Source organism: Micromonospora sp. RB23, from assembly GCF_053585025.1.
Map to the genome: position 1 here is coordinate 5,440,309 of NZ_CM132111.1, position 21,516 is coordinate 5,461,824.

Below are 21,516 nucleotides of genomic sequence, written 5' to 3' on the forward strand. Positions count from 1 at the left end.
ACCCGGCGCGGAACGGTTCACCCCTTCCGGGCGAGCCCGCTTCACCCGGGTCCGACCGACGATCGGGGGACGTGGACCGGGAGGACGTATGGGACGAAGGGGACGGCCGAGGCGGGCGGTGTCGACCCTGGCCGGGGCGGTACGGCTGCTGCGCGTACCCCGGTGGCGTGGCCGGTCCGACGCGGACCGCCACCCCACCGCGGCCGGGTGGGAGGTGGTGACCGTGGATCGGCCCCCGGGGCAGGTGCTTCCCGACGGCCGGTGGCCGGAGCCGTTGCGCCGCCTCGACGGCGTGGTGGAGGTGCGGGTGCGACCGGCGCCGGGTGACCGGGGCACCGAGCTGGCCGCCCGGCCCCTGGCCCGTACCGCCGCGACGGCCGGCCTCGCCGCCCATCTCGTCGGCGACGACCCGCGCCTGCTGGTCCGGCGGACCCTGCGCCAGGTGAAGCAGGGCGTCGAGGCCGGCGAGGTGCTGCGCGCGGACCGCTCGGCGCTGGACCGCCCGAGGGTCCCCGGGTGAGGGCGCTGTGCTGGGTGGCCGCCGACGAGCTGGCGGTACGCGAGGTGCCCGACCCGGAGTTGCGCAACGAGCGGGACGTCATCGTCCGCGTCCGCCGCAGCGCCACCTGCGGCGGTGACCTGCCCCTGCTGGCGGGACGGGACCCGCTGCTGCGCGCCGGTGACGTGCTGGGGGCCGAGTTCCTGGGCGAGGTGGTCGAGGCCGGGCCGGCCATCCGGCGGCACCGGATCGGCGACCGGGTGGTGGTCGGCGCGGGCGTCGCGTGCGGCGGCTGCTGGTACTGCCGCCAGGGGCGGCACTCGTGCTGCGACAACGCCGGCGTCGACGTGCCGGACGTCGATCCGAGCTGGGAACGCCCCGACGCCGGCTGCTTCGGCCGGCCCCGGGCGGCGGGCGGCTTCGCCGGTGGGCACGCCGAGTACGTGCGGGTGCCGTACGCCGACGTGGGCGCGTTCCGGGTGCCGGACACGGTCGACGACGACCGGGCGCTCTTCGCCGCCGACGCGGCGCCGACCGGTTGGCTGGCGGCCGAACTGGGCGAGGTGCGACCCGGTGACGTGGTGGCGGTCTGGGGCGCAGGCGCGGTGGGCCAGTTGACCGCCCACGCCGCCGCGCTGCGGGGCGCGGCCCGGGTGCTCGTCGTCGACCGGCACGAGGAGCGGCTGCGGATGGCCGAACGGCACGCCGGGGCGGAACCGCTGGACTACCGCCGTGCCGACGTGACGGCGGAGCTGCGCGAGCGCAGCGGCGGGCGGGGCCCGGACGTGTGCGTGGTCGCGGTCGGTCCGCCGCCGCCCCGCTCGGTCGCCGACCGGTTGGCCGGCGGCGACCGCCCGGACCCGGTGCGCGAGGCGGTGCACGCCTGCCGCAAGGACGGCGTGGTGGTGGTGCTCGGTGGGACCGACGGGTTCGTCGACGCGTTCGCGCTGGGCACGGTCACCGACAAGCGGCTCACGGTGCGCGGGGCGCGCCGGCCGGACCTGCGGGACGTACCGATGCTGCTGCGCCGGATGGCCCGCGACGAGCTGCGGACCGAGCACCTGGCCACCCATCGGCTGCCGCTCGCGGACGGCCCGTCGGGGTACGCCCTGTTCGCCGACCGCGCCGACGGTTGCGTCCGGGCCGTGTTCACGCCGTGACCCGCCCTCGCCGGATCGGCGCGGGACGATGACCGGTGGCAGACTCGGGGAATGACTGGCGAGCGGGCGTACGACGTGGTGCTGTTCGGCGCGACCGGCTTCACCGGCGGGCTGACGGCCGAATACCTGGCCCGGCACGCGCCGCCCGGTTTGCGCTGGGCGTTGGCCGGGCGCGACCCCGCTCGCCTCGCCGCCGTACGCGACCGGCTCGCCGCGATCGACCCCACCCTTGCCGACCTGCCACTGCTGCACGCCGACGTGACCGACGCCGAATCGCTGCGCGCGGTGGCCGAGAGCGCCCGGGTGGTCGCCAGCACCGTCGGGCCGTTCGTGCACCACGGGGAGCCGCTGGTCGCGGCCTGCGCCCGGGCCGGCACCGACTACCTGGACATCACCGGCGAGCCGGAGTTCGTCGACCTGATGTACGTCCGCCACCACGCCGAGGCCACCCGCACCGGCGCCCGCCTGGTGCACGCCTGCGGGTTCGACTCCGTCCCGCACGACCTGGGCGTCTGGTTCACCGTCAAGCACCTGCCGACCGGCGGACCGATCAGCGTGGACGGGTACGTGCGCGCGGGCGCACGGTTCTCCGGAGGCACCTACCACTCCGCGCTCACCGCGTTCGCCCGGAGCGGCGAGGCCAGCCGGGCCGCCCGGGCCCGCCGGGAGGTCGAGCCGCGTCCCACCGACCGTCGGGTCCGGGCGGTGCCCGGGCGGCTGGCCCGCTCGGCCGAGCTGGGCATCTGGACCGTGCCGCTGCCCACCATCGATCCGCAGGTCGTCCGCCGGTCGGCCGCGGCCCGTCCGGAGTACGGGCCGGACTTCCGCTACCGGCACTTCGCCGCGCTGAAGCGGCTCCCGACGGTGCTCGCCGGCGCGGTGGGGTTCGGCGCGCTGATCGGCCTGGTGAAGGTGCCGCCCACCCGGCGGTGGCTGCTCGGGCGGCTCGCCGCCGGGCAGGGGCCCAGCGCACAGCAGCGGGCGTCGTCCTGGTTCCGGGTCCGCTTCGTCGGCACCGGGGGCGGGCAGCGCGTGGTCACCGAGGTCGCGGGCGGTGACCCCGGCTACGACGAGACGGCGAAGATGCTCGCCGAGTCGGCGCTGTGTCTGGCGCTCGACGACCTGCCGCCGACCGCCGGCCAGCTCACCCCGGTCAGCGCGATGGGGGACGCGCTGCTCGACCGGCTGGTCCGGGCCGGACTCACCTTCCGGGTGCTGGAACGGGACGAGGTCGCCCCGGGTCCGCCGCGCGGCGCGGCGGAGCGTGCGACGGGGTCGACCGCTTGACCCTCGACCAGGTCGAGGGGGCAGGATGCCCCACGTGGTGAGCGACCTGCACAGCATCGGCGAGTTGGCCCGGGCCAGCGGCCTGACCGTCAGCGCGCTGCGCTTCTACGATTCGGCGGGCGTGCTGACGCCGGCCCTGGTCGACCCGGTGACCGGCTACCGCTGGTACACCGACGCGCAGGTCGCCCCGGCCCGGCTGGTCGCGGGGCTGCGCCGGGTCGGTATGCCGGTGCCCGACATCGCCGCCGCCGTCCGCGCCGAGCCGGCCGAGGTGCACCGGCTGCTCGACGCGCACCTGCGCCGGCTGGCCGACGGGCTCGCCGACGCACGCCGCGAGATCACCCGCCTGCGCACCCTGGTCGATCCGGCCCCGGCCGTGGTGACCACGCTGCTGCTCTCCCCCGCCGAGTTCGCCGCCGCGCTCGACGCGGTGCGCTTCGCCGTCGGCGTCGACCCGGAGCTGCCGGCCCTGTCCGGGGTGCTGCTCGACGTCGAGCCGGACGGGGTGCGGCTGGTCGCCACCGACCGGCACCGCCTCGCGCTGGCCCGGGCCGGGGCCGCCGTCGACGGGCCGCCCGTGCGGGTGCTGCTGCCGGTGGGCCTCGTCGACCGGCTGCGCCGGCTGCTGGACACCGACGACGGGCCGGTACGACTGACGGTTGCCGGCGCCGAGCTGCGGGTGACGGTGGCCGGCCGGACGCTCGCCGGGGTCGCCCTGCCGTACGACTTCCCGGACTACCGGCGGCTGCTACGGGAGGCGGTCGGGGCGCGGCCGGCCGCGTACCGCATCCCGGTGGACGTGGTGGCCCTGCGCGCCGCGCTGCGCGACCCGGCCGCGCCGACGCTGGCGCGCGAGTACGCGGGCACGCCGCTGGCGGTCTCCGTCCTGGGCCTCGACGACGAGGGCGGCCTGCGGCTGCTGCACCCTGCCGAGCTGACCGGGCTGCCCGCCGATCCGAACGGCGAGCTGCGGTTCGGGGTGAACGGCGAGTACCTGCTCGACGCGCTGGACGCGGCCGGCGGCCCGCAACTGGTGCTGGAGCTGGACGGGCCGATCGCCCCGCTGGCCGTACGCCGCCCGGACGACGAGGACACCTACTCCGTGCTGATGCCGATCCGGCTGTAGAAACCGGTCGCGCTCCCCGTACCCGGGTGGAAACGTGCGCGACGGTAACATCTGATGGTTCACCAGTGAACCCCGGACGGAGGCGTACGGAGCAGCATGCTCGACATGGAGTTGATCCGGAAGGATCGCGAGGCGGTGGCGACCGCGTTGGCGAAGCGGCTGGATCCCGCCGAGGTCACCCGTTCCCTGGACGAGATCCAGCGGCTCGACCAGGAACGCCGGGCCCTGATCACGGAGATCGACGCCGAGCGGCAGCGCCGCAAGGCGGAGGCACGGGCGTACGCGCAGGCCAAGCGCGCCGGCACCGAGCCGCAGGTCTCCGCTCCCGAGGCGGAGCGCAAGCAGCTCGCCGAGCTGGAGTCCCAGTTGGACGAGGTGCAGGCGCGGCTGCGCGACGCGATGAGCGAGCTGCCGAACCTGCCCGCCGACGACATCCTCCCCGGCGGCAAGGAGGCGAACCGGGTCGTCAAGACCTTCGGTGAGCCACCGGCGATCGAGAAGGTCCGCGACCATGTGGAGCTGTCCCGCGCGCTCGGCCTGGTCGACTACGAGCGCGGCGTCAAGCTCGGCGGCTCCGGGTTCTGGATCTACACGGGGATCGGCGCCCGCCTGGAGTGGGCGCTGCTCAACTACTTCGTCGACCAGCACATCAAGGCCGGGTACGAGTTCCTGCTCCCGCCGCACCTGCTGCTCGACTCGGCCGGGTTCGCCGCCGGCCAGTTCCCCAAGTTCTACGACGACGTCTACCACCTGGACGCCGCGTCCGCGCCGCGCGGGCAGTTCCTGCTGCCCACGTCGGAGACGGCGATCCTGGGCGCGTACCAGGACGAGATCCTGGAGACCACGAAGCTGCCGTTGAAGGCGTTCGCGTACACGCCGTGCTACCGCCGGGAGTCGGCCGGGTCGCACTCGGACGAGCGCGGCACGGTGCGCGGGCACCAGTTCAACAAGGTGGAGATCTTCCAGTTCACCCTGCCGGAGCAGGCGGACGCGGCGTTGGAGGAGATGCTCGCCCACGCCGAGAGCCTGGTCGAGGGGCTGGGCCTGCACTACCAGCGCACGCTGCTCTCGGCCGGCGACGCCAGCGCCTCGATGAAGAAGACCCTCGACATCGAGGTGTGGATGCCGAGCACCGGCAAGTACAAGGAGGTCTCGTCGGTCTCCTGGGCCGGCGACTACCAGGCGCGTCGGGCGGCCATCCGCTACCGCGAGCCGGGCGGCAAGCAGACCCGCTTCGTGCACACCCTCAACGGCTCCGCCCTGGCCACGAGCCGGCTCTTCCCGGCCATCCTGGAGCAGTACCAGCAGGCCGACGGCAGCGTCCTGATCCCCGAGGTCCTCCAGGACCGCCTAGGAACAGACCGGCTGGCCCCGCGCTAGGGCGTGTGTCGAAGTCCTCGGTCGAGCCGAGGCGGAGTCCAGGCGGCGGTCCGGCAAGGCGGAGATGGGCTCGGATACCGGTGTTGTATCCGAGCCCATCTCCAACGCCGCCGGCCGTCGCCTGGGCCCGCCGTAGGCCGGCCAGGGACTTTGACACACGCCCTGACCAGCTCACCCCGCCGATCTTGCACTTTCTGTCGTCTCGATGCCCCGATCCGCGTCTGTGGGGGCGACAGAAAGTGCAAGATCGCGGGCGTGCCGGCGGGAACGTGCGGTGCGGGCTGCCAGGAGCAGCAGCGCCGCCAGGCTGACCAGGAGCAGCGCCGGGCCGATCCGGTCCAGGGCGTCGGCCAGGGCTCGCTGGATCTGGGCGGCCACCCGGATGACCGGGTCTTCGAGGGCTTCGCGCTGGCCGGCGGCGAGCCGTAGCTCGTACCGGCCGTACCAGGCGACGTAACCGCCCGCCAGCAGTAGCACCACCCCGCTGAGCCGGGGCACCAGCGCCCCGGCCACGCGCAGCCGGGCCACCAGCGAATCGCGCAGCAGCGCCACACCGACCGCGGCGACCGCGACCACCAGGCCCATCCCGAGGGCGTACGCGCCGAACAGGGCCAGCCCGCGCCCGGTCGAGCCGGCCTGGAGGCTGGTCACCACGATGGCCAGGAACGGCGCGATGGCGCAGCCGAGCGAGGCCAGCGCGTACGCCGCCCCGAACAGCGCCATCGACGGCCACGACCTGGTCAGCCGGGGCGCTCGCGCGGTCCAGCCCGGCGCGGGCAGGCGCCGGCCGGCGAGCAGCCAGCAACCGGCCACCACCAGCAGCAGCCCGAGGACCACCGTCAGCCACGGCAGCCGGGGCCGCAGCCACCCGGCCAGCGGCGCGAGCACCAGACCGAAGGCGCCGAAGACCACCACGTACCCCAGGGTGAGCCCGGCCGCCGCGGTGAGCGCGCGGCCGACCGCGCCACGGGCGTCCGACGCCCCGGCGACCAGCAGTGAGAGGTACGCGGGCAGCAACGCGAAGCCGCACGGGTTGACCGCGCCGAGCATGCCGGCGGTCAGTGCGAGCAGCAGCGGCCCGGTCACGCCCCGGCCAGCGCGGTGACGCGGGCGGTGAGCGACTCACCGTCCAGGAAGCCCTGGTGGACGACCTTGCCGTCCCGGTCGATGATCACGAAGATGCTCTGCTCGGTCACCTTGAACCGCTTCCAGAGCGCGCCCTTGCGGTCGTCGATCTGTGGCATGTCGCCGAGGTCGAACTCGGTGACGAAGTTCTTCATGTCGCGCTGCTCGCCCAGCCCGGCGACACCGACGATCGGCACGGTGTCCCGGTACTTCGGCGCGATCTCGGCCACCGTCCAGGCCTGGCTGGCGCAGGTGGCGCACCACGGCGCCCAGAACCAGAGCACCACCGGCCGGCCGGCCAGTCGCGTCGCGTCGAAGGCGCTGCCGGCGAGGGTCGTACCGCTGAAGCGCAGGGTGTCCGGGACCGGGGCCGCCGGGGCCGACGACGCGCCGGCCGAGGGGGTGACCGAGGGGGTCGGGGAGCTGGTCGGGGCCGGCGCGGTCCCGGCGGCGGCGACGTCGGGCGGCACCGTGCCGGTGCAGGCCGCCGTGGCGAGCAGGACGGCGACGAGCGCCCCCACGATGGCGGCCCGGGGCGGACACGCCGCCGCCGTCCGCCCGATCCGCTTGCCCATCCGCAGCTCCGTTCGGCAGGTGTGGTGGTCAGTGCCTTTCCCTACTCGGCCTTGGCGAGGCGCAGGGCGAGTTCCGGGCAGACCTTGACGGCCTTGAGGGCGCCCTCGCGTAGCCAGGTCGGCACGGGCGTGGCCGGGAAGGCGGGATAGCCGTTGGCGTCGAGCCGGATGAAGTCCGGCACCACGTGCGCGCAGAGGCCGTGCCCGTCGCAGCGGGACCAGTCCAGCGTGAGCTTCTGCGGGTTGGGGTCGGGCGCGCCGGGCAGGCCCATGACGCCCTTGACCCGCCGGCCGCAGCCGTCGCCGGTGCTGTGCAGCCGCAGGTCGTCGGCGAAGACCTCGATCGCGGAGAGGGCGAACCGGGCCGTACCGTCGGGGTGGCTGCACGCGCCCCGGCCCTTGACCTCGCCCGCGGCGGCGCGGACGACGTCGGCCGGTTGGCTGCCGGCCACGGCCAGGTCGACCGCGCGGGCCAGGTCCGGCAGGCCCATCTTGCACGGGCCGCACTGGCCGGCGGACTCGCCGGCCAGGTAGCGCACCACCTGCGCGGCCTCACCAAGCGGGCAGGTGTCCACACCGACCGGGATGATGATGCCCGCGCCGAGGGTGCCGCCGACCGCCGCCAGGCCCTTGCGGGAGACCTCGGCCTTCTCCGCCGCCTCGGCGGTGATCCACTTGCCGTGGTAGCCGCCCATCAGGATGCCCTGGACGTCCGGCACCTCGCACAGGTCGAGGACGTCGCGCAGCGGCATGCCCGCGGTGCACTCCACCACGGCCGGCCGGGCCGCCGCGCCGGTCACCGTGAGCAGCACGGTGCCCGGCTCGTCGTCGGTGCCGAGCGCCGCGTACTCGTACGGGCCGAGTCGTGCGCCGACGGCGAGCTGGGCGAACGTCTCGGCGTTGGACAGCAGGGTGGGCAGGCCGCTGACCCCGGAGTCGCTGGAGCGCTTCTTGGTGCCGGGCGGAATGTGCGGCAGGCCGTTGATCCCGTTGACCAGGGCGCCACCCTCACCGGAGATGAACCGGTGCGGCACGGTGACGATGGTGGTCGGCACCGGCATCCGGCGCTCGTCGAGGGCCTCCATCAGCGAGTCCCGGCCGACCCCGTCGTCCGCCACACCGATCACGATCTCGTCGGCGTCCAGCGCGTACGCGGCCAGCGCCGCGCCGTCGAGGATCAGGTGCGGGGCGCGGGTCAGCAGCACCTTGTCCTTCCAGCTCGCCGGCTCCCCCTCGGTGGCGTTGACCACCACCACCGCGGAGAGGTCCTGCCGCTCGCAGGACTCCAGCACCGCGCGCAGCTTGCGGGCGAACGGGAAGCCCGCGCCACCCTTGCCCTTGAGCTGCATACCCTCGGCGAGCCGGAGCAGCTGTGCCGGCTCCATCGGGCCGATCGGCCCGTGCACCTCCTCGTGGGCGGCCATGTCGAGTCGACCGAACTCGGCGAAGCCGGCGGTCAGTCGAGGCTCACCGACGCAGGCCACCGGAGGGACGGTCGTCCGCATCATTTCGCCTCACCCCGCAGTCCGGCCCAGTACGCCCCGTCCACCGCGTCCGCGCTGGCCTTGCGCCGCTTGGACCGGCCCTCGCCGGCGGCCCGCTTGGCGCGCCGTGACGCCAGGTCGACAAGGGTCGGGGTGTCGTCGACGGGCGGCGGCACGTCCTCAGGGACGTACCGCGCCGGCGGACGCCAGTAGTCCGGCTCCTCCGGCAGGTCGTCCTCGGCGCTGTGCCGGCCGCTGCCGCTGCGCGGGGCCGCCGAGATGGGACCACCGGAGATCGGGCCGCCGGAGATCGGGCCGGCCGAGATCGGCTCCACGGAGACCGGACCGGCCGAGATCGGCTCGGCGGCCTGCCAACGGCGCGGGCTGTCCCACGGCTCCTCGGGCTCGGCGAGAGTCCGTTGGGGCGGGGCCGAATACCGGGTGCCCTCGTCCTCGGCACGGGACCGTCGGCCGCTCCGCTCGGCGGCCGGCTCCTCGGCACGCCGCCGCCCGCTCTGGGTGGTCTCCTCGTCCCGGTCGCGGCTGCGCGAGGCGCGCCGGCGGGTCGCCGTCGTCTCCATCTCCTCCTCGGCGCTGCGGCGGGCGGAGCGGCGGGTCGCCGTCGTCTCCATCTCTTCGCGGCGGCCCTGCCGGGCGGCGGGCTCCTCGTCCCGGCGACGCCGGCTCGGCCGGGCCGGCTCGACCAGCGAGCCGGGCTCGGGCACCACCGGAACGGTGAACCGCTCGGGGTCGCGCCGTCGCGGACCGGCCGGCGCCGTCCACGTGGCGGTGGTGGCCTCCGCCCAGGCCGGCCGCTTGTCCTCGGTGGTCCCGCGGCGGCGGCCCAGGCCGGCCAGCAGCGAGCGTCCACGGGCCTCGTCGGTCCCCCGGCCGGCCAGCGCCGCGTTGCGCACGGCGGCCTGGTGCTGCTCCCGGCTGCGCCGGCCGATGGTGACCGAGAGCCGCACCAGCAACGCCAGCACGACGAGCAGGACGCACCCGAGGTAGCTGAGGACCACCCAGGACGCCGCGGCCCGACCGGCGTTGAGGCCGTGGAAGATCGCGAACGGCCAGGCGAGGTACGCGGCGGAGTGCAGGGCACGCCACAGCCACTTTGGACCGACGCCGGCGAAGCGGGCGCGGATGATGCCGGTCCAGATCACGCTGACCATGAGCAGGGCGGCCACCGTGCCCAGGCCGACGTAGAGCCCCCGGCCGCCGATGAACGGGATCAGCGAGTCGGTCGCCGCGGCCCGCCCGGTGGCGATCTTGGTGAGCACATGGAAGACCAGTCCGGCCGTGCCCAGGACGCCGGTGGCGCGGTGCGCGGACTGCATCAGTACGCGGTGCGAGATGTTCAACACCAGCCGGTCGGTGGCGAGCAGTCCCAGCATCACGGTGAGACTCAGCGACACCAGGGCGATCACGCCCGCGAAGAACTCGGTGAAGAAGAAGCCGTACGCGTACGCCATCTGACCGGCGCCGGTCAGCATGGTCGCCGCCCAGAACGCGGCGAGCATCGACGCGATCAGCAACATCGTCGCCGAGCGGGACCTGGTCCGCACCCCCCGACTGCTGGTGCTGGTCCGGACCTCGGTGGCCTTCTGGTTCTGCTTTGCCCGGGCCATCTGCTCCTCGATCGTCTCGCGGCGGCGTACCACCGGCCGACCCCTGCTCCCCCATCCAGTACGGACCGGCGGCGCGCGCGGATCATCCGCCGGGAAAAAATTCTGTGCCGCGTTCGAACCAAGTGGCGTCGCGGTGCGTTGTGCACAGTCCCTTCACGTGACAGGCAGTGACGCAGGTCCATGCATTGACAGTGCTTGCAACACGCTTGTAACCTTTCGGCAAATTTCAGCATGGGTTGCAAGATTCGAGCAGCCGGTGCGCTCCCCCACCGCATCACCCCCCCACCCCCGCTCCCGTCAGGAGTCCCGATGCGCCAACGTCGACGCCGCTCGGCGACCCTCGCCCTCGGCCTGGTCGCCAGCCTGCTGGTCCCCCTCACCGCGACACCGCCCCCGGCCGCCGCCAGCCCGTCCACCGCGAAGAAGGTCATCGTCCAGCTCTTCGAGTGGAACTGGCCGTCGGTCGCCAGCGAGTGCCAGAGCACCCTCGGACCCAAGGGCTACGGCTACGTGCAGGTCTCGCCCCCGCAGGAGCACGTGCGGGGCAACCAGTGGTACATGGCGTACCAGCCGGTCAGCTACCGGATCGAGTCCCGCAAGGGCACCCGCGCCCAGTTCCAGTCGATGGTGAACACCTGCCACGCGGCCGGCGTCAAGGTGATCGTCGACGCCGTCATCAACCACATGTCCGGCCAGGACAACGGCGGCACCGGCTGGGCCGGCTCGTCGTACTCGCACTACGACTACCCGGGCATCTACCAGACCCAGGACTTCCACCACTGCGGACGCAACGGCGGCGACGACATCGCCAACTACAACGACCGGTACGAGGTGCAGAACTGCGAGCTGGTCAACCTGTCCGACCTGAAGACCGAGTCGGACTACGTCCGTACGACGATCGCCTCGTACCTCAACGATCTGCTCTCCCTCGGTGTGGACGGCTTCCGGCTCGACGCCAGCAAGCACATGCCGGCCGCCGACATCGCCGCCATCAAGGGCAAGCTGTCCCGCTCGGCGTACATCGTGCAGGAGGTCATCTACGGCGCCGGCGAGCCGGTCCAGCCGACCGAGTACACCGGCAACGGCGACGTGCACGAGTTCCGCTACGGCAAGGACCTGGCCCGGGTGTTCCGCTCCGAGCGGCTCGCCTACCTGAAGAACTTCGGCGAGGGCTGGGGGCACCTGCCCAGCGCCTCGGCGTCGGTGTTCGTGGACAACCACGACACCCAGCGCGACTCCGGTGGCGTGCTCACCTACCGCGACCGGGGCATCTACGCCCTCGCGAACGCGTTCATGCTGGCCTGGCCGTACGGGTCGCCGACCGTCATGTCCAGCTACACCTTCAGCGACCGGGACGCCGGCCCGCCCTCGGACGGCAGCAACAAGACGCTGAACACCACCTGCTACTCGGGCTGGGAGTGCGAGCACCGCTGGCCGGTGATCGCCAACATGGTCGGCTTCCGCAACGCCACCGAGGGCGCGGGCGTGGCCAACTGGTACGACAACGGCAACAACCACATCGCGTTCAGCCGCAGCGGCAAGGGCTACGTCACCGTCAACGACGAGGACTCGGCGGTGAACGGCCGCTCGTACTACACCGGGCTACCGGCCGGCCGGTACTGCGACGTCATCCACGGCACGTACGCGAACGGATCGTGCAGCGGTCCGGTGATCACGGTGGACGGTAACGGCTGGTTCGCCGTGAACGTGCCGGCGCACGACGCGGTGGCCATCCACATCGGCGCGCGGGTCTGACCTGATCCCGGGGCCTCCAGGCGGCGGGTATCGCCGAACCGGAGGCCCCGGACCGTTCATCGCCATACAGTGGTTTGGTGCAGTTTGACCGAATGTCCCCGTACCGTCGTCGCGTCGGCTGGATCGTGGGCGCTGTCGCCGTACCCGTGCTGCTGGTCGCCGCGCTGCTGGTCGGCCAGGCTCTCACCCCACACTCGACGGACCCCGACGACCAGAGCGTCGTGGTCGCCGACCCGACGCCGAACAGCGTCGAGCAGAGCCCGGAGGAGTCGGTGCCGCCGGCCGCGCCCGCCCCGGACGGGCTGCCGGTGCTCGACTACGACCCCGCGCCCAGGGGCTTCCCCGCCGACCCGGCCACGATGGACACCGCGCCACTGGCCGAGGGCGTGCACCCGACCCGGCGGATCGCCGCGTACGACGCTCCCGGCGGTCGTCCGCTGGCCTTCGTCGAACCGACGCTCGCGGGTGTCGAGCTGACCGTGCCGATCGCCCAGCGGCGGGCCGGCTGGACTGCCGTCCTGCTGCCGTCGGCGAACCGGAAGCTCGCCTGGCTGCCCCCGGGCGGGTTCGACACCGTGGCGCTGCGCGACCAGATCGTGGTGGAGCGCAAGGCGCACCGGCTCACCTGGTACCGGGCCGGCAAGGCGGTGCGCTCGTGGGAGACGAGCCTCGGCCAGTCGGGGCAGGAGACGCCGCTCGGACGCACCTTCATCCTGGGCCGCACCCCGCCACCGGAGGAGGTCTACGGCGGCGTGGACATCTACGCCCTCGGCTCGGTGCCGGACGACCCGGAGGCGGTGCCGACCGGGCTCAGGGGCGCGCACATCGGACTGCACACCTGGTACAACGACGACGAGCTGGGCGAGAACACCACAAACGGCTGCATCCGGGTGACCCGCAGCGGTCAGCGGGAACTGCTCGCCGAGGTCCGACCCGGTAGCAGCCTGGTGGTCGTCGACCAGCTCCCCACCCCACCGCCGACCGCCTGAGCCGGGCCGCTCACTCGCCCAGCAGCCACCCGTTCTGCTCGGCGATGCGCACGGCCGCGGCCCGGTTCCGCGCCCCGGTCTTGCCGATCGCCGCCGACAGGTGGTTACGCACCGTCCCCTCGGACAGGTGCAGCGTCCTCGCCAGCTCGGCGACAGCGCCGCCGCCGCGCGCCGCCCGCAGCACCTCGGTCTCCCGCTCGGTCAACGGGCTCGCCCCGGTGGCCAGGGTCTCCGCGGCCAACGTCGGGTCCACCACCCGCAGGCCGGCGTGCACCCGCCGGACGGCGTCGGCGAGCTGCCGGGCCGGGGTGTCCTTGACGACGAATCCGTTCGCGCCGGCCTCCATGGCCCGACGCAGGTAACCGGGCCGCCCGAACGTGGTCACCACCAGCACCCGGCAGGACGGCAGCGCTGCTCGCACCGCCGCGGTGGCGGCGATGCCGTCCAGGCCGGGCATCTCGACGTCCAGCAGGGCCACGTCGGGCGTGTGCCGGAGGGCCTCGGGCACCACCTCGTCGCCCCGCCCGACCTCGGCCACGACGGTCAGGTCCGGCTCCAGCGACAGCAGCGCGGCCAGCGCGCCACGCACCAGCGCCTGGTCGTCGGCGAGCAGCAGCCGGATCGGCGTGGCGGAGCCGCTCACCGGGCCTCCCCCGGCGCGTGCACCCGCAGCAGGAAGCCGGTGCCGTCGCCACGGCGGCCCACGGTCACCACGGCGTCCAGCCGGCGGGCCCGCTCACGCAGGCCGACCAGCCCGTACCCGTCGGCCTCGGGTGTGGACGGCCCCCGGCCGTCGTCACCAACCTCAACCCCGTCCGGGCGTACCCGGATCGTGCAGCACCTGGCCCCGCTGTGCCGGACCACGTTGGTCACCCCTTCGCGCACCGTCCATCCGAACAACCGGTCCCACTCGCGCGGCAGCTCCGGCGTCTCGGCCGGCACCTCGGCCGCGATGCCCGCCGCGGCGAGGGCGGACCGCGCGCCGGCCAGCTCACCGGCGAGGGTGACCTCCCGGTACGCCCCGACGGTCTGCCGCACGTCCGCCAGGGCCGCCCGCGCCAACCTCTCCACCTCGGCGATCTCGGCGGCGGCCCGGGCGGTGTCGACCTCGAGGAGCCGCCCGGCCAACTCGGCCTTGATCGCCACCACGGTCAGCGAGTGCCCGAGGATGTCGTGCAGGTCGCGCGCGGCGCGGGCCCGCTCCTCGGCGACCGCGAGCCGGCCGATCTCCTGCTGGGCGGCCTGCAGTTCGCTGTTGCGCTGGGCCAGCCGCGAGACGCCGAACATGGCGAACGAGGCGAGCAGCACCGCGAAGACGATGCCGTTCTCCGCCTCCCAGCCGGTCACCAGCCAGGACGCCAGCGCCGGAGTTCCGGCGCAGAGCGCCACCGTCGCCGCCGCCTCCCACGCCTGCAGCAGGAACACCCCCGCCGCCGCCACGTAGACCAGCGTCGCCAGCCAGTCCCCCTCGGTGCCCGGGATGCTGGCCAGCCCCACCGCGAGCAGCAGCAGCAGGCCCAACCGCGCCCGGCCGGCCGGGATCGGCAGCAGCGACTGGCGCAGCCGGCGGGCCCACTGGAACAGCAACACGTAGCCCAGGCCGAAGACGACCAGGGCCGCCACTCCGATGATTCGCCGCCACAGCTCCGGCTGGTGCAACGCGGTGGCGAGCGGCACGTTGAGGAAGAACAGCCACACGGCGGCGAGCAGCCAGCCGATGACCCGCCAGTTGCGGTTCATCGGCCGGGGCTGCCCCGTCGGAAGGTCCATCGGGTTCACGCTAGCGGTCGCGGCGGTCAGACCCGAGCGGTGTCCCGGCGGAACAGCCGGGTCGCGCCGACGCCGAAGGCCAGGGTCCAGATGACGATGTTCGCCACCGCCGCCATGCTCACGCCGTCGCCGGTGAGCGGCGAACGGGCCAGCTCACCCATGCCGTACACCGGGGTGAACTTCGCGACCTGCTGGAGCACGTGCGGCAGCACCTCGACCGGTACGAACAGCCCGCCGAACATCGCCAGCACCGCCAGGATCGGCCCGATGAACTGCATGACGTTCTCGGCCGGCACCAGGTAGCCGATGAACAGGCCGAACGCGGCGAAGACCAGCGAGCCGACCCAGGCGGCCAGCCCGGACAGCAGCCAGACGTCCAGCGGGAGGCGGACGCCGGCCGCCGCCCCCACGAGGAACTCCACGACGACCGCGAGCAGACCGAGGGTCATCGCGGTGGCCAGCTTCATCGCCACGTACGCGGTCGGCCGCAGCGGGGTGAGCCGTAGCTGCCGGCTCCACCCCAACGCCCGCTCGGTGGCGACCGCGCCACCCGCGCTTGTCGTCGCCACCATCGCCGCGTACACGGCGAGGCTGATCATGACGTACGCGGTGACGGGTCGACCGTTGTCGAGGGTCTGTCCGCGCTGCGGCAGACCGAAGATGAGGAAGAAGACGCTCGGCATGATCAGCGTGAAGGCGAGGGTACGGCGGTTACGCAGCACCCGACGCAGCTCGATGCCGAGAACCGCCGGGGCGAAGCCGCCCAGAGCGGACGGCCGGCGATCGGGCCGGGCAGGACGGTCGGTGCGGGTGGCGATGGGAGTGGACATTCGTCAGGCTCCGATGCGCTCGGTGGTCAGGGCGAGGAAGGCGTCCTCGAGGTTGCGGGAGGTGATCTCCACGTCCCGGGCGGCGGTCCGGGTGAGCAGGTGACGCGCGACCGCGTCCGAGTCGCCGGTACGCACCAGCACGCTGTCGCCGCGTACCTCCACGGCGTCGACGCCGGGCAGCGCGGCGAGCGCGGCCTGGTCCGCGCCGGGCAGGGTGGCCCGCACCGTACGGCCGGCGGCCAGGTTCTTGATCTCGGCGGTGGTGCCGTCGGCGACGACGCGTCCCCGGCGGACCAGCACGATCCGATCGGCGTACGCGTCCGCCTCGTCGAGGTAGTGGGTGGCGAAGATGACGGTCCTGCCGTCGCGGGCGTCGCGGCGCAGGGCCTGCCAGAAGTCCCGCCGACCCTCGACGTCCATGCCGGTGGTCGGCTCGTCGAGGACCATCAGGTCCGGGTCCGGCAGCAGCGCCAACGCGAAGCGCAGCCGCTGCTGCTGACCGCCCGAGCACCGCCCGACCATCCGGTCGGCGATGTCGGTGATACCGGCGCGCTCCAGCACCTCGGCCGCCGGGCGGGTGTGCCGGTAGAAGTGCGCGGTCATCCGTACCGTCTCGCCCACGGTGAGGTCCTTGAGCAGGCCGCCGGTCTGAAGCACGGCGGCGATCCGCCCCTGGGCCACCGCCTCGTCGGCGGTGCCGCCGAGAACGCGGACCGTGCCCGCGTCCGGGCGGGCCAGGCCGAGCAGCATGTCGATCGTGGTGGTCTTGCCCGCCCCGTTGGGGCCGAGGAACGCCACCACCTCGCCGGGCTGCACCCGCAGGCTCAGTCCGTCGACCGCGGTGACCGTACCGAAGGTCTTGGTGAGGCCGTTCAGCTCGACGGCCGGCTGCGTACTGGTCATGGCATAAATGCTGGGGTGTCGCGGACCTCGACTCCTGAAGCGGCCGTCACGTTCCGGCCGTGACATTTGTCAGGGCTCGGACGGCACGGCTCAGAGCCCGGCGGGCACGCAGCGTGACGGGCCGGCAGGCGAGGACCGCGACGAGCGTGATGCCTCTGCGTCATCAAGATGCCCCTGAGTCATCAAGCCCACCGGCACATCCGCCCCCGACGCAGGCATCCCGGGGGCGGCAGCGGGTAAGCGCGCCGCCGGACGCCGCGACACCGGGAGGACGCGATGGGTGCCACGCCGCAGGGCCAGGTCGACACGATCGTGCTGATCCACGGGCTCTGGATGACCCCACGAAGTTGGGAGGGGTGGGCCGAACGCTTCACCGAGCGCGGCATGCACGTCATCGCCCCCGCCTGGCCCGGCATGGACCGCTCCGTGGAGCAGTTGCGCGACGACCCCACCCCGATCGCCCAACAGAGCATGGCCACGATCGTCGCCCACTACGACCGGATCATCCGGGCGCTCCCCCGGCCGCCGATCATCATGGGCCACTCGTTCGGCGGGCTCTTCGCCCAGGTCCTCGCCGACCGGGGCCTCGGCGCGGCGGTGGTGGGTGTGCATCCGGCGGCGATCAAGGGGGTGCTGAAGGTGCCGTTGAGCCAGTTGCGCTCCGGCTTTCCGATCCTGCGCAGCCCCGCCAACCGTGGCAAGGCCGTCGCGTTCACCCCGGACGACTTCGCCTACACCTTCGGCAACACGCTGAGCCGCGAGGAGTCCGACCGGGCCTGGCAGCGGTACGCGGTCCCCGGAGCGGGCCGGGTGTTCTTCGAGGGGGCCTTCGCCAACGTCGACCCGCGCTCGCCCGCCCGCGTCGACACCGGACGCGTCGACCGGGCGCCGCTGCTGCTGATGGCCGGCGGGCAGGACCACGTGGTGCCGGCGTCGGTGGTCCGCGCGAACGCGGGGCTCTACCAGAAGTCCCGCGCGCTGACCGCGTACGAGGAGTTCCCCGACCGGTCGCACTTCACCGTCGGGGCGCCGGGCTGGGAGGCGATCGCCGACTACGCGCTGGACTGGGCGATGCGGGCGGCGGCGCTGCCCCGGGAGGCGACCATCGCCAGCGAGACCCCCCGCCGCTGACAACACTCTCGGCACGACAACCTGGGTGTCGCGTGTCGCATGGCTCGGCTGACCGGGGGTATGCGCCCAGGATGAGGGCGAGTTTCCGGATCGGTCGGATCGCGGGAGTGCCGGTCGGCGTCAACTGGAGCGTTCTGGTCATCTTCGCGCTGATCGCGTGGGGGCTGGCCGCCAACCAGTTTCCCCGCTCGTACCCGGACCGCTCGCCCGTGGCGTACACCCTTGCCGGCCTGGCCGCGGCGGTGGTCTTCTTCGTCGGCCTGCTCGCCCACGAGGTGTCGCACGCCGTGGTGGCCAAGCGCAACGGGCTGACCGTCGACGGGATCACGCTGTGGTTGTTCGGCGGCGTGGCCGAACTGAAGGGCGAGCCGCGCGACCCCGGCGCGGAGTTGCGCATCGCGGGCGTCGGCCCGCTGGTCAGCCTGCTGCTCGGGGCGTTCTTCGGTGTCATCGCGCTGCTGTTCGCGCTGGCCGGGCAGGGCGGGCTGCTCTTCGGGGCGATCGCGTGGCTGGCCGGCATCAACGTACTGCTGGCGATCTTCAACGTGCTGCCGGCCGCGCCACTGGACGGCGGTCGGCTACTGCGCGCGGCGGTGTGGAAGGCCACCGGCGACCGGACCCGGGCGTCCGTGGTCGCCGCGCGGGCCGGCTGGGTGCTCGGCGCGCTGCTCATCGGTCTCGGGCTGTGGCAGTTCCTGTCCGGCGTCGGCTTCGGCGGGCTGTGGCTGGCGCTGATCGGCTGGTTCCTGATCGGTGCCGCCGGGATGGAGGAGCGGCAGGCCCGCACCGGAACCGCGCTGCGCGGAGTCCGGGTCGCCGACGTGATGACTCCACAGCCGCAGACCGCGTCGGCGGACATGACGGTCGCCGACTTCGTCGACCACTACCTCTTCGCGTACCGGCACTCGGCGCTGCCGCTGACCGACCAGGGGCGGCCGACCGGCCTGGTCACCGTGGACCGGGTGCGGAGCGTACCGGCCGAGCGACGCGCGTCGACCACCCTCGCGGAGGTGGCCTGCCGGGCCGACGAGCTGGTGCTCGCCGAGCCGGGTGAACAGCTCAACGACCTGCTCCCCCGGCTCACCGAGTGCGCCGACGGCCGCGCCCTGGTGGTGGGGAACGACGGTCGCCTAACGGGCATAGTCTCCCCCAGCGACATCGCCCGCGCCGTCCAACGCGCCACCCTGCGCACCCCCGCCTCCTCCCGCTGATCATGAAGTTATCGCGCCGACACGCCGCGCCGGATGGCCATAACTTCATGATCACCGGGAGCCGGGCAGCGGGCCTCGGCGCCGGGCGGGTCAGCGGGGGAAGTAGTGGTTCAGCTGGTCGGTTTGGAACTTCGACTCTGGGTCCAGGTTCTTCAGCAGGGCGGTGAAGTCGGCGTACCTCGGGTAGCGGCCCGACAGGTTCTCCGGGTCGGTGACGAAGACCTTGCCCCAGTGTGGGCGCGGGGCGAACGGGGCCAGGCGCGCCTCCACCTCGGCCAGCACGGGCAGCACCGCGTCCGTGTCGTCGATCCAGGTGAAGTGGACGACGAAGCTGTCCCGCCGGTGGTTGGGGCTGAGCCACAGCTCGTCGGCGGCCACCGTCCGCAGCTCGCACACGTGCAGGACCGGGGCGATCAGGTGCGCCACGTCGGCCAGGGCGGCGAGCGCGTCGGCGGCGGCGGTACGCGGCACGTGGTACTCGGACTGCAACTCGTCGCCGCTGCTCGGGGTGAAGCCGAGCTTGAAGTGCGGCAGTCGCTCGTGCCACGGGCCCGGCTCACCGAGTTGCGGGGTGCAGTTCTCCGGGGGCATGCCGAGCACCGGGTGCCGGGGCTGCTCGGCGGCGGTGGTGCCGAGCCAGTCCGCGTCCGGCGGCGGCTGGTCCGCGAGCTGCTTGCGCCACACCTCCCGCAGGCGCGGCGTACGCCAGTCGGTGAAGACACTCACGCTGTACGCCGAGTCGAGCGCCTCGTCCAGCGCGGCCGGGTCGAGGTCGAGCCGCACGTACTGGCGCAGCTCGAAGGCCGGCACCAGGTCCAGGGTGAGCCGGGTGACCAGGCCGAGCGCGCCGAGCCCCACCACCATCCCGGCGAACGTGTCGTCGTCGCGGTCAACCCGCAGCAGGTCGCCGTCGGCGGTGACCAGCTCCAGACCGGCGACGGCGCTGGCCAGGTTGCCGTGGGTGGGACCGGAGCCGTGGGTGGCGGTGGCCACCGCGCCGGCGACCGAGATGTGCGGCAGCGAGGCCATGTTGGCCAGCGCGTACCCATGCGGGTGCAGCTGTCGGGCGAGGTCGCCGTAGCGCATCGCGCCGGTCACGGTGACCTGGCCGCGTTCGCGGTCCACCTCGACGCTCGGCGGCAGGCCGGCCAGGCTCACCAGGTCGCCGTCGGTGTCGCCGAGGCGGTTGAAGGAGTGCCCGGTGCCGAGGGCGCGGACGCGCCGACTGCCGGCGACGAGGCGACGCACCTCGTCGAGGGAGGTCGGCCGGTGGAACGCCCGGGCCGCGTACCGGACGTTGCCGGCCCAGTTGCGGCGTGGCACCTCGGGAGCTGTGGTCGACGTGGCGTTCGGTCCCGGGGTGGTCACGTGGCGGTCTCCCGATCGGTGGACTGCTGGTCGCTCAGGGCGGCGACGAGGGCGTCTAGAACCGTATCCACCTGGATCGTGTTGTAACCACGTTGGGCGCGCGGCAGACCGGCCGCTGCGGTGGCGCGTTCGATCTCACCGCGTGCCGCCTGCCGGGCCACCGCGTCGCCGGACAGCAGGGCGTCCTGGCCACGCCGGATCAACCGATCGACCCGGTCCATGGCGTAGCCGCGCAGGCCGACCGTGATGTCCGGAACGGCGAAGGCGGCGCGCCGCAGGGCGAGCAGGTCGACGAAGCGGTCCCCGGCGTGCCGGGTGAGCGCCTCGGACACCTGCTCGGGCTGCTCGCGGACCTGGTCGAGGACGAGCAGCTCGATGGCGGGCCGACCGTCGACCGGGTGGCGGGCGGTCACCAACTCGGCCGGCACGCCCTGCACAGGCACCAGCAGCAGCCGCGGCGGTGTCGGGTAGCCGTCCCGTCGAGGCGGCTCGTCGAGGACCACCGTGTCGACCTCGGACCACCGGAACTCCCGGCGCAGGCCCGGCCGCCGGATGCTCAGCCCGTCCGCGTGGATCCCGAACCGGAACGGCCGCAACGCGCTGACCAGAGCCACCGCGCCGAGCGCGATGGCACCCACCGCGATGATCGTCCGTAGCAGGGCGCGGTCGCTGGGATAGGCCAGCAGGATCACCCCGCCGAGTACGCAGGCGAGGGCGAGCGCGCGGGCCCCCCGATTCCGGCGCAATTCCACCCGTGGACCCCCGTTCCATGACCGTGGCGTCGGTCCCGACATCTTCCGCCAGACCGGGCACCAGGGACACCCGACGATCGGGCACGGTTGTTCTCGCCGTCGTCGGGGAACCCTACGCCCATGAGCAGCTACCGTGATCCGGCCCCGCGAGGCGACGTCTTCCCGTCGGAGGAGGAGCTGGACCCGACCGGCAGCGCGGTCGAGCCGGCCAGCGCGCCCCCGGACGTCCGGTTGCCGAACCACCCGGCGCCCACACCCGGTCCCCGGCCGACTCCCGCTCCCGCGCCAGCCCCGACGCCCGTACCGTCGCCAGGGCCACCGCCGCGCGAGCCCGGCGGCGGGTCGCGGTCGATCGTGACGCGGCACCTGGACGGGTCGGTCGAGATCGTCACCGACCTCGACGGTGACGGCGTCGCCGACGTCGTCCAGATCGACGTGGACGGTGACGGCGTACCGGACATCACCTATGTGGACAGCGACCGTGACGGCCGGTTGGACACCGTGCTGCGCGAGCCGGACCGGCACGCGCAGCACCGCGCCTGA

At 73.7% G+C, this 21,516-nt stretch carries 20 protein-coding genes; 10 read left to right on the top strand and 10 right to left on the bottom strand.

Going from position 1 to position 21,516, the window contains the following annotated elements; all coding sequences use genetic code 11:
- Positions 1–88: 88 nt before the first annotated feature.
- The 5 genes from ACTFTM_RS24660 (at position 89) to serS (ending at position 5,452) form a co-directional block, all read left to right on the top strand.
- Positions 89–520 (top strand): hypothetical protein, encoded by a 432-nt coding sequence (locus ACTFTM_RS24660; RefSeq protein WP_449562825.1) that lies wholly within the window; start codon positions 89–91, stop codon positions 518–520.
- On the top strand, positions 517–1,659 hold the full coding sequence (locus ACTFTM_RS24665) for an alcohol dehydrogenase catalytic domain-containing protein (protein ID WP_449562826.1): 1,143 nt from the start codon (positions 517–519) through the stop codon (positions 1,657–1,659). The genes ACTFTM_RS24660 and ACTFTM_RS24665 overlap by 4 nt, the downstream gene beginning before the upstream one ends.
- A gap of 51 nt (positions 1,660–1,710) precedes the next feature.
- The gene (locus tag ACTFTM_RS24670; RefSeq protein ID WP_449562827.1) at positions 1,711–2,946 is read left to right on the top strand and encodes a saccharopine dehydrogenase family protein; all 1,236 of its coding nucleotides are present in this window, start codon (positions 1,711–1,713) and stop codon (positions 2,944–2,946) included.
- 25 nt (positions 2,947–2,971) lie between these two features.
- On the top strand, positions 2,972–4,072 hold the full coding sequence (locus tag ACTFTM_RS24675) for a DNA polymerase III subunit beta family protein (protein ID WP_449562828.1): 1,101 nt from the start codon (positions 2,972–2,974) through the stop codon (positions 4,070–4,072).
- 96 nt (positions 4,073–4,168) lie between these two features.
- Positions 4,169–5,452 (top strand): serine--tRNA ligase, encoded by a 1,284-nt coding sequence (serS, locus tag ACTFTM_RS24680; RefSeq protein WP_449562829.1) that lies wholly within the window; start codon positions 4,169–4,171, stop codon positions 5,450–5,452.
- Between the two features lie 171 nt (positions 5,453–5,623).
- On the opposite strand, the gene ACTFTM_RS24685 is transcribed toward serS, so the two are convergent.
- Genes ACTFTM_RS24685 through ACTFTM_RS24700 form a run of 4 tightly spaced genes read right to left on the bottom strand, consistent with a single transcriptional unit; the run spans position 5,624 to position 10,297 of the window.
- Entirely contained in the window at positions 5,624–6,538 is a 915-nt protein-coding gene (locus ACTFTM_RS24685; protein WP_449562830.1) for a cytochrome c biogenesis CcdA family protein, read from the bottom strand.
- Positions 6,535–7,152: a thioredoxin-like domain-containing protein gene (locus tag ACTFTM_RS24690; protein WP_449562831.1), complete on the bottom strand. Its 618-nt coding sequence runs from the start codon at positions 7,150–7,152 to the stop codon at positions 6,535–6,537. The genes ACTFTM_RS24685 and ACTFTM_RS24690 overlap by 4 nt, the downstream gene beginning before the upstream one ends.
- A 41-nt stretch (positions 7,153–7,193) precedes the next feature.
- The gene (locus ACTFTM_RS24695) at positions 7,194–8,660 is read right to left on the bottom strand and encodes an NADH-ubiquinone oxidoreductase-F iron-sulfur binding region domain-containing protein (protein WP_449562832.1); all 1,467 of its coding nucleotides are present in this window, start codon (positions 8,658–8,660) and stop codon (positions 7,194–7,196) included.
- Positions 8,657–10,297, bottom strand: a complete 1,641-nt coding sequence (locus ACTFTM_RS24700; RefSeq protein WP_449562833.1) for a hypothetical protein — start codon at positions 10,295–10,297, stop codon at positions 8,657–8,659. Before ACTFTM_RS24700 ends, ACTFTM_RS24695 begins: the two co-directional genes overlap by 4 nt.
- A 276-nt stretch (positions 10,298–10,573) precedes the next feature.
- On the opposite strand from ACTFTM_RS24700, the gene ACTFTM_RS24705 reads away from it, so the two are divergent.
- Together ACTFTM_RS24705 and ACTFTM_RS24710 are read left to right on the top strand one after the other, a co-directional pair.
- Complete coding sequence (locus ACTFTM_RS24705) at positions 10,574–12,019, top strand: alpha amylase C-terminal domain-containing protein (RefSeq protein WP_449562834.1); 1,446 nt, start codon at positions 10,574–10,576, stop codon at positions 12,017–12,019.
- Positions 12,020–12,096: 77 nt separating this feature from the next.
- Positions 12,097–13,008, top strand: coding sequence for a L,D-transpeptidase (locus ACTFTM_RS24710; RefSeq protein ID WP_449562835.1), 912 nt, complete (start codon positions 12,097–12,099; stop codon positions 13,006–13,008).
- 10 nt (positions 13,009–13,018) lie between these two features.
- Here ACTFTM_RS24710 and ACTFTM_RS24715 read toward each other — a convergent pair whose 3' ends face one another.
- From ACTFTM_RS24715 to ACTFTM_RS24730, 4 genes are read right to left on the bottom strand one after another with little or no spacing between them, the layout of a single operon-like run.
- Positions 13,019–13,651, bottom strand: a complete 633-nt coding sequence (locus tag ACTFTM_RS24715) for a response regulator transcription factor (protein WP_449562836.1) — start codon at positions 13,649–13,651, stop codon at positions 13,019–13,021.
- A complete protein-coding gene (locus tag ACTFTM_RS24720; RefSeq protein WP_449562837.1) occupies positions 13,648–14,778 on the bottom strand; it encodes a sensor histidine kinase in 1,131 nt (376 codons plus the stop codon). Before ACTFTM_RS24720 ends, ACTFTM_RS24715 begins: the two co-directional genes overlap by 4 nt.
- A gap of 26 nt (positions 14,779–14,804) precedes the next feature.
- Entirely contained in the window at positions 14,805–15,608 is an 804-nt protein-coding gene (locus tag ACTFTM_RS24725; protein ID WP_449562838.1) for an ABC transporter permease, read from the bottom strand.
- A gap of 3 nt (positions 15,609–15,611) precedes the next feature.
- Positions 15,612–16,511, bottom strand: a complete 900-nt coding sequence (locus tag ACTFTM_RS24730; RefSeq protein WP_449562839.1) for an ABC transporter ATP-binding protein — start codon at positions 16,509–16,511, stop codon at positions 15,612–15,614.
- A 276-nt stretch (positions 16,512–16,787) separates the two neighbouring features.
- On the opposite strand from ACTFTM_RS24730, the gene ACTFTM_RS24735 reads away from it, so the two are divergent.
- Together ACTFTM_RS24735 and ACTFTM_RS24740 are read left to right on the top strand one after the other, a co-directional pair.
- Entirely contained in the window at positions 16,788–17,642 is an 855-nt protein-coding gene (locus ACTFTM_RS24735; protein ID WP_449562840.1) for an alpha/beta hydrolase, read from the top strand.
- Between the two features lie 71 nt (positions 17,643–17,713).
- On the top strand, positions 17,714–18,853 hold the full coding sequence (locus ACTFTM_RS24740; protein WP_449562841.1) for a site-2 protease family protein: 1,140 nt from the start codon (positions 17,714–17,716) through the stop codon (positions 18,851–18,853).
- A gap of 90 nt (positions 18,854–18,943) precedes the next feature.
- On the opposite strand, the gene ACTFTM_RS24745 is transcribed toward ACTFTM_RS24740, so the two are convergent.
- Both ACTFTM_RS24745 and ACTFTM_RS24750 read right to left on the bottom strand, forming a co-directional pair.
- Positions 18,944–20,176, bottom strand: a complete 1,233-nt coding sequence (locus tag ACTFTM_RS24745) for an FAD-binding protein (protein ID WP_449566721.1) — start codon at positions 20,174–20,176, stop codon at positions 18,944–18,946.
- Between the two features lie 41 nt (positions 20,177–20,217).
- Positions 20,218–20,973, bottom strand: a complete 756-nt coding sequence (locus ACTFTM_RS24750) for a hypothetical protein (protein WP_449562842.1) — start codon at positions 20,971–20,973, stop codon at positions 20,218–20,220.
- Positions 20,974–21,093: 120 nt separating this feature from the next.
- Between ACTFTM_RS24750 and ACTFTM_RS24755 the strand changes: the two genes are divergently transcribed.
- Positions 21,094–21,516 (top strand): hypothetical protein, encoded by a 423-nt coding sequence (locus tag ACTFTM_RS24755; RefSeq protein WP_449562843.1) that lies wholly within the window; start codon positions 21,094–21,096, stop codon positions 21,514–21,516.